The sequence below is a fragment of the Caryophanon tenue genome, from assembly GCF_001700315.1.
Taxonomy (GTDB): Bacteria; Bacillota; Bacilli; order Bacillales_A; family Planococcaceae; genus Caryophanon; species Caryophanon tenue.
Genome location: NZ_MASJ01000002.1, coordinates 101,339 through 118,272, shown reverse-complemented (window position 1 = coordinate 118,272; position 16,934 = coordinate 101,339). Strand labels below are relative to the sequence as shown.

Genomic DNA, 16,934 nt, shown 5'->3' with positions numbered 1-16,934 from the left:
GATAACTGCTGAAGGATATGTTTCTGCTTTTGGTGTTACGCTACATAGCGGACGCACTAGCACATTTTTATTCTCTCAATCAACTTATTTTCTTCAGAAATAGTGTTCTGTCACGAGCACATTCCACTTGAATTATGCGTTTACTTTTTGTTTTGCTTTTGCTTCTTGACGCTTTTTGTGTAAAATCGGCTCTGTGTAACCACTTGGTTGCTCATACCCTTTAAATACAAGTTCACGTGCTGCTTGGAATGCGACAGATTCCTCGTAGTTTGGTGCCATTGCAATATATTCTGCATCTCCAGCATTTTGTGCATCCACAACTTTTGCCATACGCTCTAATGTTTCTTGTACTTGCGCTTCTGTGCAAATACCGTGATGTAGCCAGTTCGCAACATGTTGGCTTGAAATACGTAAAGTTGCACGGTCTTCCATTAATCCAATATTATTAATATCTGGTACTTTCGAGCAACCTACACCTTGCTCTACCCAACGTACCACATATCCTAAAATTCCTTGTGCATTGTTATCAAGCTCTTGCTGAATTTCTTCAGCTGACCAATTTGTCTCTGGTGCTACCGGTAATTGTAAAATTGCGTCGCGTAAATCATCCGATGTCGAAATACCTTTTTGCACCTCTGCTACATCTACTTCATGATAATGTGTCGCATGTAAAGTTGCAGCTGTTGGCGATGGTACCCATGCAGTTGTTGCGCCCGCTTGTGGATGAGCAATTTTTTGTACAATCATATCTGCCATTAAGTCTGGCATTGCCCACATCCCTTTACCAATTTGTGCATGACCTTGTAATCCTGCATCTAACCCCACTACTACATTTGATTTTTCATACGCTTGTAACCACGTCGATGTTTTCATTTCACCTTTACGAATCATCGGACCAGCTTCCATCGATGTATGAATTTCATCACCCGTACGATCTAAGAATCCTGTATTAATAAATACGATACGCTCTTTCACCGCATTAATACATGCTTTTAAGTTTAACGATGTACGACGTTCTTCATCCATCACACCAATTTTTAATGTATGACGCTCTAAACCAAGTACATCCTCTACACGATTAAATAATTCATTTGCAAAGGCAACTTCTTCTGAACCGTGCATTTTCGGTTTTACAATGTAAACAGAGCCTTTACGTGAATTTTTATATTCACCACGCCCTAATAATTCATGCTTCGCAATTAAGCTCGTTACGACACCATCTAAAATGCCTTCTGGTACTTCATTACCTTGCTCATCTAATACAGCCGGGTTTGTCATTAAATGTCCAACATTACGTACAAACATTAATGAACGACCATTTAATGTTACGGTATCTCCTGAAACTGATGTATATACACGATCTGGGTTTAATGTACGGCGCACCGTTTTGTTACCTTTTGTAAAGGTTGCTTCTAAATTCCCTTTCATTAAGCCAAGCCAGTTACGGTATACTTCTACTTTATCTTCTGCATCTACTGCAGCAACTGAATCTTCACAATCCATAATTGTTGTCACTGCTGACTCTAAATACACATCTTTCACACCTGCTGCATCATCAGCGCCAATTGGATGATTGCGGTCAATTTGAATTTCAATGTGTAACCCGTTATTTTTGAACACAATTGCCGTTGGATTTGCCGCATCCCCTTGGTAACCGACTAATTTTTCTGGTTGCGCTAATGCGGTTGTACCATTTTGTGTCGTTACTTGTAATGCACCATCTACAATTACATACGCTGTTGCATCGTCATGTGTACCTTGTTGAAGTGGCAAAGCTTTATTTAAAAAGTCTTTTGCATACGTAATAACTTTATTACCTCGTACTGGATTGTATCCTTTACCGGCAGCCGCACCATCTTCATCACTAATAACATCTGTGCCATAAAGTGCGTCATATAAACTTCCCCAACGTGCATTCGCTGCATTAATCGCGTAACGTGCATTGCTTACTGGTACGACAAGCTGAGGCCCTGCTTGTACTGCGATTTCATCATCGACATTTGCTGTCGTTACGTTGAATGGTTCCACTTCTGGCTCTAAATAACCGATGCTTTGTAAAAATGATTTGTATGCATCAAAGTCTGTCGTTCCTTTATTCGCTTTATGCCATTCATGAATAGCTTGCTGTAATGCTTCACGCTTTTGTAATAACGCTTTATTTTTTGGCGCTAAATCTTGCACAATGGCAGAAAAGCCATTCCAAAAGGCTTCTTGTTCCACACCACTTTGCGGTAGCACTTCTTGGTTAATAAAATCTGCTAATTGCTGATCTACTTGTAATTTACCTTGCTGAACATAGTTTGACATATATAAAACAACCCCTTTAATCAATTCAGAACATTTGCATCCCCATACAAATTTGCTTCTGTTGTTATGTATTAGTATACGCATGTTCCACATTATAATGGAAATACATATTTTGAATAACTTTTATTCCTTTTAGTTATAGTAGAACAAATAAAAAAACCACTCTTGTAGAAATCTACAAGAGTGGTTAAAAGAATTAGTATAACTAAGCGTTATCTAAAATTATTTTTGGATTGAAGCTACAACGCCAGCACCAACAGTACGTCCACCCTCACGGATAGAGAACTTAGTACCTTCTTCAAGAGCGATAGGAGCGATCAGTTGAACTGTCATCTCGATGTTATCGCCAGGCATTACCATCTCAACGCCTTCTGGTAACGTACAGATACCAGTTACGTCAGTTGTACGGAAGTAGAACTGTGGACGGTAGTTAGAGAAGAATGGAGTGTGACGTCCACCCTCTTCTTTTGATAAAACATAAACTTCAGCTTTGAAGTCTGTGTGTGGAGTGATTGAACCTGGTTTAGCTAATACTTGACCACGTTGGATATCTTCACGAGCGATACCACGTAATAAAGCACCGATGTTGTCACCAGCTTCAGCGTAATCTAATAATTTACGGAACATTTCTACACCAGTTACAGTTGTAGTTTTAGCTTCTTCTTCGATACCGATAACTTCTACAACGTCACCAACTTTAACTTGACCACGTTCAACACGGCCAGTTGCTACTGTACCACGACCAGTGATAGAGAATACGTCCTCTACTGGCATCATGAATGGCTTGTCAGTTTGACGTTCTGGAGTTGGGATGTAAGAATCTACAGCGTCCATTAATTCGATAATTTTAGCTTCCCACTCAGGCTCGCCTTCTAATGCTTTAAGAGCTGAACCTTTGATTACTGGTAAGTCATCACCTGGGAAGTCATATTCAGATAGTAAGTCACGGATTTCCATTTCTACTAACTCTAATAATTCTTCGTCGTCTACCATATCACATTTGTTCATGAATACTACTAAGTAAGGAACACCTACTTGTTTAGAAAGTAAGATGTGCTCACGAGTTTGTGGCATTGGGCCGTCAGCAGCAGATACTACTAAGATACCGCCGTCCATTTGTGCAGCACCAGTGATCATGTTTTTAACATAGTCAGCGTGTCCTGGGCAGTCTACGTGTGCGTAGTGACGAGTTGTAGTTTCATATTCAACGTGAGAAGTGTTGATTGTGATACCACGCTCTTTTTCTTCTGGAGCGTTGTCGATGTCAGCGTATGATTTAGCTTCTCCGCCCATTGCTTTTGATAATACTGTAGCGATTGCTGCAGTTAAAGTTGTTTTACCATGGTCAACGTGTCCGATTGTACCGATGTTAGCATGCGTTTTCGAACGGTCAAATTTTTCTTTAGCCATTAGAGAAAGCCTCCTAGATATGTGTTAGATTTTTTTATGTTACAATTGTTGGCCTCTTACTGGGCCCAGCAGAAGCCGAACAATCATAGCTTACAAGTTAGTTATACTTTAAACAAGGAAAAATATCAATTATTCACCTTGATTTTTTTTGATAATATCGTCAGCAATTGATTTTGGAACATCTTCATAGTGGTCAAATACCATTGAGAATGTACCGCGACCTTGAGTTGCAGAACGTAAAGTTGTAGCATAGCCGAACATTTCAGCTAATGGTACCATAGCGCGTACTACTTGTGAGTTACCGCGAGCGTCCATACCCTCAACGCGTCCGCGACGAGCAGTAATGTTACCCATGATATCACCAAGGTACTCTTCTGGAATTACAACTTCAACTTTCATCATTGGCTCTAAAATTACTGGGTTACATTTTTTAGCAGCTTCTTTAAGTGCCATAGATGCAGCAATTTTGAACGCCATTTCGTTTGAGTCAACGTCATGGTAAGAACCGAATACTAATTTCGCTTTAATGTCGATTAATGGGTAACCAGCTACTACACCGCGATCTAAAGAATCACGTAAACCAGCTTCTACAGCAGGAATGTATTCACGAGGTACTACACCACCAACGATAGCGTTTTCGAATTCGAAGCCTTTACCTTCTTCGTTTGGAGAGAACTCGATCGTTACGTCACCGTATTGACCGCGACCACCAGATTGACGTGTGAATTTACCTTGAACTTTAGCTTCGCCACGGAATGTCTCACGGTAAGATACCATTGGAGCACCAACGTTAGCTTCAACTTTAAATTCGCGTTTCATACGGTCAACTAGGATGTCTAAGTGTAACTCACCCATACCTGAGATGATAGTTTGTCCAGTTTCTGTGTCAGTGTGAGCACGGAAAGTTGGATCTTCTTCTTGTAATTTAGCTAATGCTTGACCCATTTTATCTTGGTCAGCTTTAGATTTTGGTTCTACAGATAAAGAAATTACTGGCTCTGGGAATTCCATAGATTCTAAGATAACAAGGTTTTTCTCGTCACATAGAGTATCACCAGTTGTAGTATCTTTAAGACCTACAGCTGCAGCGATATCACCAGCGAATACTTTACCGACTTCTTCACGAGAGTTAGCGTGCATTTGTAGGATACGACCTACGCGCTCACGTTTACCTTTAGAAGAGTTTTGTACGTAAGAACCAGACTCAAGTGTACCTGAATATACACGGAAGAATGTTAACTTACCTACGAATGGGTCAGTCATTACTTTGAATGCTAACGCCGAGAATGGTGCGTCATCTGAAGATTCACGGATGATTTCTTCTTCACCGTCAACATCAGTACCTTTAATAGCAGGTACGTCAGTTGGAGCTGGTAAGTAATCAACAGCAGCATCTAACATTTTGCGAACACCTTTGTGTTTGAATGCAGTACCACAAAGTACAGGGTAGAATTCTACAGCGATAGTAGCTTTACGGATAGCCGCTTTAAGCTCTTCGATAGAGATTTCTTCGCCTTCTAAGTATTTCTCCATAAGATCTTCGTCAACACTTGCAACAGCGTCGATTAATTTCTCACGGTACTCTTCAGCTTGTGCTTGGTGAGATTCTGGAATTGGTTGACCTTCACGTAAAGCCGTACCTTCTTCGTTATCGTAGTAAGTAACGTCCATTGTGATTAAGTCAATAATACCTGAGAACTCATCTTCTGCACCGATTGGTAATTGAATTGGGTGAGCATTAGCTTGTAAACGCTCGTGTAAAGTACCAACAGAATATAAGAAGTCTGCACCCATTTTATCCATCTTGTTGATGAATACGATACGTGGAACTCCATAAGTAGTAGCTTGACGCCATACTGTTTCAGTTTGAGGCTCAACACCTGATTGAGCATCTAATACTGTTACTGCACCGTCAAGTACACGTAAAGAACGTTCTACTTCTACAGTGAAGTCTACGTGTCCAGGAGTATCGATGATGTTAATACGGTTACCATTCCATTGAGCAGTTGTTGCAGCAGAAGTGATCGTGATACCACGCTCTTGTTCTTGCTCCATCCAGTCCATTTGAGAACCGCCGTCATGAGTTTCACCGATTTTGTGAATCTTACCAGTGTAATAAAGGATACGCTCAGTCGTTGTTGTTTTACCAGCATCGATATGGGCCATGATCCCGATATTACGTGTATTCTCTAAAGAGAATTCGCGTTTCATAGGAAATTGCTCCTTCCATATTGGGTATATAAAACTGATTTATTATGCTAAGACCAAGTATTGGCTATGCAGCCAATACGAAGGTCAAATTACCAACGGTAGTGAGCGAATGCTTTGTTCGCTTCTGCCATTTTGTGCATATCTTCACGTTTCTTAACTGAAGCACCAGTGTTGTTAGAAGCATCGATGATTTCGTTAGCTAAACGCTCCATCATCGTTTTCTCACCGCGTAGGCGAGAGTAGTTTACTAAGTAACGTAAACCTAAAGTTGTACGACGTTCTGGACGAACCTCAACTGGTACTTGATAGTTTGAACCACCAACACGGCGAGCACGAACTTCAAGAACAGGCATTACGTTGTTTAATGCAGCTTCGAATACTTCGATTGGATTGTTACCAGTGCGCTCTTGAACTAAGTCAAATGCACCGTATAAAATCTTTTGAGAAGTACCTCTTTTACCATCTACCATTAATTTGTTGATTAAACGAGTTACTAGCTTTGAGTTATAAAGTGGATCTGGTAACACGTCACGTTTGGAAACAGGACCTTTACGAGGCATGTGTTTTCCTCCTTTCAAATATTGTTCATCTATTAGACGTTATTATTTTTTTTCTTTAGGGCGTTTAGTACCGTATTTAGAACGTGATTGTAAACGACCGTTTACACCAGCAGTATCTAACGCACCACGTACGATGTGGTAACGAACTCCAGCTAAGTCTTTTACGCGACCGCCACGGATAAGAACAACACTGTGCTCTTGTAAGTTGTGACCTTCACCTGGGATATAAGCTGTTACTTCTAATTGGTTTGTTAAACGTACACGAGCATATTTACGTAAAGCCGAGTTCGGTTTACGTGGTGTCATAGTACCTACACGAGTACAAACTCCGCGTTTTTGTGGAGACTTAACATTAGTTAAAGACTTTTTGAAAGAGTTATAACCTTTGTTTAGCGCTGGAGATTTAGATTTCGTGATTTTAGATTGACGAGGCTTACGTACCAATTGGTTAATTGTAGGCATCGATTTTTCCTCCCTTCATTTATTCCTTTAATACCACACATCCAGGTGGTTCATTTTTTGGGTAAAAACAAAGTCTTTGCATCCTTATGAATACAAAAACTAACTTACAGTAATAGCAACTATTGCAGCTCCAACATGTATGCCACAAGCCTTGCCTAATTCACTCTTAGAATCGACTGTAGCAATCGGTATCCCGATTTCTTTCGCGAGAAGAATGGCCGGATCGGTTACCCAACTGTCTGCGTCGAGCGCTACAATGAGTTCACTAACAAGACCAGCATGCATCGCTTTCACTGCTTGCTTTGTACCAATGATTGTTTGACTAGCCTTTACTTTATCATAAGACATTTTCATATCCTCCGAAGTTCAGACAGTTAACTATCAACCTTAAATATATTATCATTCATAATTTTTACTGTCAACACATATCACAAAAATTTCCGAGGAGAAATTGAATTTCCCCTCGGATTTTTGCGTAATCGCTCATTCTTTTAGACAAAATCTAAATGACCGAGGAATCGTATTATTCAGCTGGTGTTGCGACTTCAAGATTTAAATCGTCGTCTTCCATACGGATTTGACGGTAACGTTGCATACCAGTACCTGCAGGAACAAGTTTACCGATAATTACGTTTTCTTTCAGACCTAATAACTCATCGCGCTTACCTTTAATTGCAGCATCCGTTAACACACGAGTTGTTTCTTGGAATGATGCGGCAGATAAGAATGACTCAGTTTCAAGAGACGCTTTCGTAATACCAAGGATAACAGGACGAGAAGTTGCAGGCGTTTTGCCTTCTTTTAACACTGCTGCGTTCGCATCTTTGAATTGGTGGATATCAAGTAATGAACCTGGTAATAGATCAGTATCGCCAGCTTCGATTACACGCACTTTACGAAGCATTTGGCGAACCATTACCTCTACGTGCTTATCACCGATTTCTACCCCTTGCATACGGTATACTTTTTGTACTTCTTTTAGTAAGTACTCTTGTACAGTAGAAACGTCTTTTACTTTTAATAATTGTTTTGGATCGATAGAACCCTCTGTTAAGTTTTGACCACGTTCTACAAAATCACCTTCTACAACTTTCAGACGAGCGTTGTATGGAGAAGTGTATTTACGTGTTTCCACGTCACCTTGAATCGTGATTTCCTTTAAGCCTTCACGGATTTCGTCGATTTGGATGACTTTACCTGCGATTTCAGTGATTAACGCTTGACCTTTCGGGTTACGTGCTTCAAAGATCTCTTGGATACGTGGAAGACCTTGCGTGATATCGTTACCGGCTACCCCACCTGTATGGAATGTACGCATCGTTAACTGTGTACCTGGCTCACCGATTGATTGTGCTGCGATAATACCAACAGCTTCACCAACTTCAACTTTTTCACCTGTTGCAAGGTTCATACCATAACATTTTTTACATACGCCATGTTTTGTATTACATGTGAATGCAGAGCGAATTGTTACGCCTTCTAAGAATTGCTTCTCAGCTTTTGTAAGTTCTGCTTCTTTTTTCGCTTCAAGCTCAGCAAATAGCTGTGCAATTTCACGCGCTTTATCTTGTGTAATTAAACCATCACGGTCAACAATTACTTCATCCGCTTCTGGACGACGAATTGTTTTCTTCGCGTGACGACCAATTAAACGTTCTTCAAGCGTTTCGATTACTTCAGTACCTTCCATTAACGCTTTGATTTGTAAACCGCGGTCAGTGCCACAGTCATCTTCACGTACAATTACATCTTGCGCTACGTCTACTAAACGACGCGTTAAGTAACCTGAATCGGCAGTTTTTAGTGCTGTATCGGCAAGACCTTTACGCGCACCATGTGTAGAGATGAAGTACTCTAATACCGTTAAACCTTCACGGAATGAAGATTTGATTGGTAACTCAATGATACGACCAGCCGGGTTGGCCATCAGACCACGCATACCTGCTAACTGTGTAAAGTTAGATGCGTTACCACGTGCCCCTGAGTCAGACATCATGAAGATTGGGTTTGTTTTTTGTAACGAGTCCATCAGCTTAGCTTGGATGATATCTTTCGCTTTAGACCAGCTAGCAATTACGCGGTCATAGCGCTCTTCTTCCGTGATTAAACCACGACGGAATTGTTTCGTTACTTTATCTACTTGTGTTTGTGCTTCTTCTAAGATATGTTGCTTATCTGGTAATACCTCGATATCTGCAACACCTACTGTAAGACCAGCACGAGTAGAGTATTTGAAACCTAAGTTTTTCATACGGTCAAGCATTTTAGATGTTTCTGTAATGTGGAAGCGTTTGAACACTTCTGCGATTACGTTACCTAAGAATTTCTTACGGAATGGCGCAACTACTGGTGTATTTGCAAAATATTTCGCAAGAACTGCTTGGCGTTGTGCTTCAATTTGCTCTGCTTGAGATAACTCCGCATAGCCTTCTGATGCTTCAACTTCCGCAAGTAATGCTTCGTCAATTGTTAAAGTTGCGAAGTATTTATCAGGCGTTACAGTTTCTAAGTTAGAATCTGTTGGTTCATTAATATATGGGAACGATGCAGGCAGAATTTCATTAAAAATCACCTTACCAACAGTTGTTAATAAGAATTTTTCATTTTGTTCTGCTGTGAACGTTTGGTTGTTTACTGAGCTTGCTTTTACAGCAATACGTGTGTGTAAGTGAACATGACCGTTTTGGTATGCTACTAACACTTCATCTGGACCGTAGAAGATAGAACCTTCACCACGAGCACCTTCACGCTCAAGCGTTAAGTAATAGTTACCTAGTACCATATCTTGAGATGGTGTTACTACTGGTTTACCATCTTTCGGGTTTAAGATGTTTTGCGCTGCTAACATTAATAAACGAGCTTCCGCTTGCGCTTCTGCTGATAGTGGAACGTGCACGGCCATTTGGTCACCATCGAAGTCAGCGTTATAAGCTGTACATACTAATGGGTGAAGACGGATTGCGCGTCCTTCTACTAATGTTGGTTCGAATGCTTGGATACCAAGACGGTGAAGCGTCGGTGCACGGTTAAGTAATACCGGATGCTCACGGATAACGTCTTCTAAAACGTCCCAAACTTCGTTGTGCATACGCTCAATTTTACGTTTTGCACTCTTAATGTTATGAGCTAAACCGCGCTCTACTAACTCTTTCATTACGAAAGGTTTGAATAGCTCGATTGCCATTTCTTTTGGAAGACCACATTGGTACATCTTTAAGTTTGGACCTACTACGATAACCGAACGACCAGAATAGTCTACACGTTTACCAAGTAAGTTTTGACGGAAACGACCTTGTTTCCCTTTCAGCATATGTGAAAGTGATTTTAACGGACGGTTACCTGGACCTGTTACTGGACGACCACGACGACCATTGTCGATTAATGCGTCAACAGCTTCTTGTAACATACGTTTTTCGTTTTGAACGATGATGTTTGGCGCACCAAGGTCTAATAAACGTTTTAAACGGTTGTTACGGTTGATAACACGACGGTATAAGTCGTTTAAGTCAGAAGTAGCGAAACGGCCACCATCTAATTGCACCATTGGACGAAGCTCTGGTGGAATTACTGGTAGTACGTCTAAAATCATCCATTCTGGTTTGTTGCCAGAGTTACGGAATGATTCTACAACTTCAAGGCGTTTAATCGCACGTGTACGACGTTGCCCTTGTGCTGTTTTCAACTCTTCTTTTAACGTTACAGTTTCGTCTTCTAAATCAATGTTTACAAGAAGTTGTTTAATCGCTTCTGCACCCATTGCAGCGTGGAAATCTGTACCGAATTTTTCACGGTATAAACGGTATTCTTTTTCAGAAAGAAGTTGTTTCTTTTCTAAGTTTGTTGCACCTGGCTCAATTACAACGTAAGAAGCGAAGTAAATTACTTCTTCTAACGCACGTGGTGACATATCAAGAATAAGACCCATACGAGATGGAATCCCTTTGAAGTACCAAATGTGTGATACTGGTGCTGCTAATTCGATGTGACCCATACGCTCACGACGAACTTTTGCACGTGTTACTTCTACGCCACAACGATCACAAACTACGCCTTTATAACGAACGCGCTTGTATTTACCACAGTGACACTCCCAGTCCTTTTGTGGACCAAAGATTTTTTCACAGAAAAGACCATCTTTTTCTGGCTTTAATGTACGATAGTTGATTGTTTCAGGCTTCTTAACCTCACCGTAAGACCATGAGCGGATCTTATCTGGAGAAGCTAAACCAATTTTCATATATTCAAATTCATTAACGTCTATCAAGGAGCCTACCTCCCTTAGTTTCAGTCTCTTATTTTGTTAAGACTTTTCCGTAGCTCAAACGATTAATTGTGTGCATGTTGGTATACAACATGATAGTTATTAAAAAGAAAAAGTCGGACAGGGCTATATCCTGCCCGACTTGCAACGTACTATTCTAATGATTCAGATGGTTCTTCATTCTCATCAAGCTCAGGTAAACGTGGTACATCAGCTGCTGGAATTTCATCGTCTTCATCTAAGTCGCGAAGTTCAACTTCTTCGTCGTTAACTGTTAACATTTTTACGTCCATACCTAAAGATTGTAGCTCTTTAATTAATACCTTAAATGATTCAGGTACACCTGGTTCTGGAACGCTCTCGCCTTTAACGATTGCTTCGTATGTTTTCACACGACCAACAACGTCATCTGACTTCACAGTTAAAATTTCTTGTAATGTATATGCTGCACCGTATGCTTCAAGTGCCCATACTTCCATCTCACCGAAACGCTGACCACCGAATTGTGCTTTACCACCAAGCGGTTGTTGTGTAACTAATGAGTAAGGACCTGTTGAACGAGCGTGTAACTTATCGTCAACCATGTGCGCAAGTTTGATCATGTACATGATACCAACAGATACGCGGTTGTCGAATGGTTCACCTGAACGTCCGTCATAAAGAACTGTTTTACCATCACGGTTCATACCAGCTTCTTCAATTGTTTCCCAAACGTCTTCTTCGTTTGCACCATCGAATACCGGTGTTGCCACATGGATACCCATTTGACGTGCAGCCATACCTAAGTGTAACTCAAGTACTTGTCCGATGTTCATACGAGAAGGTACGCCTAGTGGGTTTAACATGATATCAATTGGTGTACCATCTGGCATAAATGGCATATCCTCTTCTGGAAGGATACGAGAGATAACCCCTTTGTTACCATGACGTCCGGCCATCTTATCACCAACGCGGATTTTACGTTTTTGAACGATGTACACACGTACTAATTGGTTAACACCTGGTGGTAACTCGTCGCCGTCTTCACGGTTGAAGACTTTCACATCAAGAATAATACCGCCTGCACCATGTGGTACGCGTAATGATGTATCACGTACTTCACGTGCTTTTTCGCCGAAGATTGCGTGTAATAAACGCTCCTCAGCTGTAAGTTCAGTTACCCCTTTAGGTGTTACTTTACCTACTAAAATATCGCCATCGCGAACTTCCGCACCGATGCGGATAATACCGCGCTCGTCTAGGTTACGAAGTGCATCTTCACCTACGTTTGGAATATCACGTGTAATTTCTTCTTTACCAAGCTTCGTATCACGAGACTCTGATTCATATTCTTCAATATGCACAGATGTGTATACGTCATCTTTTACTAAACGCTCAGACATGATAACAGCATCTTCATAGTTGAAGCCGTCCCAAGTCATGAAGCCGATTAACACGTTACGTCCAAGTGCTAATTCACCGCGTTCCATAGATGGACCGTCAGCTAAAATATCACGTGGCTCTACGCGGTCACCAACTTTAACGATTGGGCGTTGGTTATATGATGTACCTTGGTTAGAACGAACGAATTTTTGTAATTTATATTTAACTAAATCGCCTTTTACTTCTTTACCATCAATTTCTTCGATACGACGAACATGAACAGAACGTGCTTCTACATGTTCTACAATACCATGGTGTTTAGAAACAACCGCAGCACCAGAATCACGAGCGTCAACGTGCTCCATACCTGTACCAACGAATGGCGCTTCAGGATTTAATAATGGAACGGCTTGACGTTGCATGTTCGCACCCATTAAGGCACGGTTCGAGTCATCGTTTTCTAAGAATGGAATACATGCAGTGGCAGCAGATACTACTTGCTTCGGAGATACGTCCATGTAGTCAATTTGTTCACGTTTGAATACAGTGTTATCGCCTCGGAAACGACCTACTACTTCTTCTTCTGCAAATGTACCATCTGGATTTAAACGAGAGTTGGCTTGGGCAACAACATAGTTATCTTCTTCATCAGCTGTTAAGTAATGAATTTGTTCCGTTACTGCACCTGTTTTTGGATCAACACGACGGTAAGGTGTTTCAATGAAACCAAATTTGTTTACTTCTGCGAACGAAGATAATGAGTTAATTAACCCGATGTTTGGACCCTCTGGCGTTTCAATCGGACACATACGACCATAGTGAGAGTAGTGAACGTCACGTACTTCCATACCAGCACGTTCACGCGTTAAACCACCAGGCCCTAATGCAGATAGACGACGCTTATGCGTTAATTCCGCAAGTGGGTTTGTTTGGTCCATGAATTGAGATAATTGAGAAGAACCGAAGAACTCCTTAATTGATGCAATTACAGGACGGATATTGATTAATTTCTCAGGTGCGATAGCTGTTGTATCGTTAATTGACATACGTTCACGAACAACACGCTCCATACGAGATAAACCGATACGGAATTGGTTTTGTAGTAATTCACCTACAGAACGTAGACGACGGTTACCTAAGTGGTCGATATCATCCGTGTTCCCAACGCCATGTAATAAGTTAAAGAAGTAAGATACAGATGCTAAAATATCAGCAGGTGTAATATGTTTTACTTCTTCCTCGATGTTTGCATTTGAGATAATGTTAATTTCTTTTTGAGACTCATCGTTTGGTGCGTAAACTTTCACTGATTGAACTGTTACGTCGCCTTCTAACACGCCATTAACATGCGTTAATGTACGGTAGCCGATTTTGTCGTTTTCAAGAAGCGGAATTAATAAATCTAATGTACGACGGTCTAATAAAGTACCTTTCGTAAATAGCGTATTTCCTTCTTCATCTTGATACACTTCACCTGTCTCTGGATTTACTAGAGTTTCAGCAAGAACTTGGTTGAATAAACGGTTCTTGATGTGAAGTTTTTTGTTCATTTTGTAACGACCAACATTCGCTAAATCATAGCGTTTTGCGTCGAAGAAACGAGAGTATAATAAGCTCTTCGCTGATTCAACTGTCGGTGGCTCACCTGGGCGTAAACGCTCATAGATTTCTAATAATGCTTTGTTCGTGTCATCAGAGTTATCTTTTTCAAGCGTGTTACGTAAAAATTCGTTATCACCAACGATGTCGATGATTTCTTGGTCTGAACTGAAACCTAGTGCACGTAAAAGAACCGTTACTGGTAATTTACGTGTGCGGTCGATACGTACGTATACAACATCTTTCGCGTCTGTTTCATATTCTAACCAAGCACCACGGTTAGGAATCACTGTAGCGCTGAAACCTTTTTTACCGTTTTTGTCTGTTTTATCATTAAAGTATACAGACGGAGAACGTACTAATTGTGATACGATAACGCGCTCAGCACCATTGATGATGAACGTACCTGTATCGGTCATTAATGGGAAATCACCCATGAATACTTCTTTAGGTTGTAATTCGCCTGTTTCTTTGTTCGTAAGTCGTACTGTAACTCGTAAAGGTGCTGCATAAGTTGCGTCACGTTCTTTACATTCATCTACATCGTACTTTGGCTCGCCCAGCTTATAATCAATGAATTCTAAAGATAATTTACCAGTAAAATCTTCGATAGGAGAAATGTCCTGGAACATTTCTAGTAAACCTTCTTTTAGGAACCAGTCATAAGACGCTGTTTGAATCTCAATCAGATTAGGAAGCTGTGCAACCTCTTTAATTCGCGCGTAGCTTCTACGCTCACGGTGTTTTCCGTACTGAACTAGTTGACCTGTCAACTCATTCACCCCTCAATAAAGCGATAATAGGTCTTTGCAAAACCTTACAAATAGTGTATGATTTCCAAAGACAAAAAGAAAACGAGTTCGTATAATTAACTCATTTTTGGTTATACTAAACTTGTGCTGGCAAGTATGCCTGAAAAAAAGTCACTTTTTCGTCAAAAGGGCATACGACCGCAAAATAATATTTTGCATTTTATTATAATATCATAGCCATTTTGTCAAGTCAATATTTTCTCTACACTTCGGTTACTTGATCGCACGTATGATCCAGTAACCTTTTTTCTTTTCTACAACTTCAACTTCAGCAAATTTCTCTTCTAAATGTGCCATTGTTGAAGGTGCTCCTTGTTTCTTCTGAATAACAATCCATAACTCTCCGCGTTCGCGCAACTTCTCATACGCTTCATCATAGAAACGGAAAATCGTATCCTTACCTGCTCGGATTGGCGGATTCGTTAAAATGACTGCTGCATCTTGCTCAGTACAAGCCTGCAAACCGTTACTTTCAAAAATTCGTACATTTTGAACCCCGTTTAACTCTGCGTTGTGACGCGATAAGCTCACTGCACGTTCATTAATATCCATCATATGGACAATGCGCTCTGGAAATTGACGAGCAATCGATAAACCAATTGGTCCGTAGCCGCAGCCAACATCAAAGATTGGTCCTTCAATATCCGGCATGTCAAATGCATCGATTAACACACGGGAACCAAAATCTACTTCGCTTTTACTAAATACTCCAGCATCCGTTGTAAACATAAACGTATGCCCAAGCAATGTAAAGTTAAACTTGTTCGGCTTACTTTCCACTTGAGGCTTATTCGAATAATAGTGTTGTGACATTGACGTCGCCTCCTTATACTGAATGTACTTCAGCATTTCAATCATATATAAAAAGACAGAATTCATACAATGCGTATGCAATTCTGTCTCATTATCAGAAGTATTATATACTTCCCCAAAAAGAAAAGCCCGTCAATAAGAGACGAGCTTTCCATATAAGCACTAATAGTTGTTAAATAAAATTATTTAACTTCTACAGAAGCGCCAACTTCTTCAAGTTTAGCTTTGATTTCTTCAGCTTCATCTTTAGAAACGCCTTCTTTAAGAGCTTTAGGAGCGTTATCTACTACTTCTTTAGCTTCTTTTAAACCTAAGCCAGTGATTTCACGTACAGCTTTGATTACTTTGATTTTTTCTGCACCAGCAGATGCTAATACTACGTCAAATTCAGTTTTTTCTTCAGCTGCAGCTGCACCGCCAGCTACTACAGCTACAGGAGCTGCTGCTGTTACACCGAATTCTTCTTCGATTGCTTTTACTAAGTCGTTTAACTCAAGAACTGTCATAGCTTTGATAGCTTCTAAGATTTGATCTTTATTCATTTTAAGTTCCTCCTATTTGGATACTATTGTTTTATTTTTTTGTGGCTTACGCCGATTGTAAAGTTAAGCTGCGTTTAAAATTAAGCGCCTTGCTCTTCTTTTTGTTCTGCAACAGCTTTTGTTGCAAGTGCGAAGTTGCGCACTGGAGCTTGAAGAACAGATAAAAGCATTGATAATAGACCTTCGCGTGATGGAAGTTCTGCAAGTGCTTTAATATCATCAGCTGATGATACTGTACCTTCGATGATACCAGCTTTAATTTCAAGAGCTTCGTTTTTCTTAGCGAAGTCGTTGATGATTTTAGCTGGAGCTACTACGTCCTCAGCAGAGAATGCAACAGCGTTTGGACCAGTTAAGAATTCGTTGATTGCTTCAACACCTGCGATTTCAGCAGCACGACGAGTTAAAGTGTTTTTGTATACTTTGAACTCAACGCCAGCTTCACGTAGTTGTTTACGTAATTCTGTAACTTGAGAAACAGTTAAACCACGGTAGTCAACTACTACTACAGAAGCAGCAGATTCGAACTTACCAGCGATATCTTGTACTTGAGCTTGTTTAGCTTCAATGATTGGTTTTACCATTGGATGACACC

The 16,934-nt window shown here is 40.5% G+C and carries 11 protein-coding genes; all 11 read right to left on the bottom strand.

The features are described from left to right. Window positions 1–132 precede the first annotated feature (132 nt). The 11 genes from A6M13_RS03075 to rplJ all read right to left on the bottom strand — a co-directional run bounded on the left by A6M13_RS03075 (window position 133) and on the right by rplJ (window position 16,923). Window positions 133–2,307 carry a malate synthase G gene (locus A6M13_RS03075; protein ID WP_066542796.1) on the bottom strand — a complete coding sequence of 725 codons (2,175 nt, stop codon included), beginning with the start codon at window positions 2,305–2,307 and terminating at the stop codon, window positions 133–135. 222 nt (window positions 2,308–2,529) lie between these two features. Then, a complete protein-coding gene (gene tuf, locus A6M13_RS03070; protein ID WP_066542795.1) occupies window positions 2,530–3,717 on the bottom strand; it encodes an elongation factor Tu in 1,188 nt (395 codons plus the stop codon). Window positions 3,718–3,846: 129 nt separating this feature from the next. Then, window positions 3,847–5,928: an elongation factor G gene (gene fusA / locus A6M13_RS03065; protein WP_066542794.1), complete on the bottom strand. Its 2,082-nt coding sequence runs from the start codon at window positions 5,926–5,928 to the stop codon at window positions 3,847–3,849. An 89-nt stretch (window positions 5,929–6,017) separates the two neighbouring features. Next, on the bottom strand, window positions 6,018–6,488 hold the full coding sequence (gene rpsG, locus A6M13_RS03060) for a 30S ribosomal protein S7 (protein ID WP_066542793.1): 471 nt from the start codon (window positions 6,486–6,488) through the stop codon (window positions 6,018–6,020). A gap of 42 nt (window positions 6,489–6,530) precedes the next feature. Next, complete coding sequence (gene rpsL, locus A6M13_RS03055; RefSeq protein WP_066542792.1) at window positions 6,531–6,950, bottom strand: 30S ribosomal protein S12; 420 nt, start codon at window positions 6,948–6,950, stop codon at window positions 6,531–6,533. Window positions 6,951–7,049: 99 nt separating this feature from the next. Next, window positions 7,050–7,298 (bottom strand): ribosomal L7Ae/L30e/S12e/Gadd45 family protein, encoded by a 249-nt coding sequence (locus A6M13_RS03050; RefSeq protein ID WP_066542791.1) that lies wholly within the window; start codon window positions 7,296–7,298, stop codon window positions 7,050–7,052. Between the two features lie 175 nt (window positions 7,299–7,473). Further along, a complete protein-coding gene (gene rpoC, locus A6M13_RS03045) occupies window positions 7,474–11,214 on the bottom strand; it encodes a DNA-directed RNA polymerase subunit beta' (RefSeq protein ID WP_066542790.1) in 3,741 nt (1,246 codons plus the stop codon). A 149-nt stretch (window positions 11,215–11,363) separates the two neighbouring features. Next, window positions 11,364–14,954, bottom strand: a complete 3,591-nt coding sequence (gene rpoB, locus A6M13_RS03040) for a DNA-directed RNA polymerase subunit beta (protein ID WP_245669212.1) — start codon at window positions 14,952–14,954, stop codon at window positions 11,364–11,366. Window positions 14,955–15,197: 243 nt separating this feature from the next. Beyond that, a complete protein-coding gene (locus A6M13_RS03035; RefSeq protein ID WP_066542788.1) occupies window positions 15,198–15,797 on the bottom strand; it encodes a class I SAM-dependent methyltransferase in 600 nt (199 codons plus the stop codon). A gap of 182 nt (window positions 15,798–15,979) precedes the next feature. Next, the gene (rplL, locus tag A6M13_RS03030) at window positions 15,980–16,339 is read right to left on the bottom strand and encodes a 50S ribosomal protein L7/L12 (protein WP_066542787.1); all 360 of its coding nucleotides are present in this window, start codon (window positions 16,337–16,339) and stop codon (window positions 15,980–15,982) included. 80 nt (window positions 16,340–16,419) lie between these two features. Continuing rightward, entirely contained in the window at window positions 16,420–16,923 is a 504-nt protein-coding gene (rplJ, locus tag A6M13_RS03025; protein WP_066542786.1) for a 50S ribosomal protein L10, read from the bottom strand. Between the last annotated feature and the right edge of the window lie 11 nt (window positions 16,924–16,934).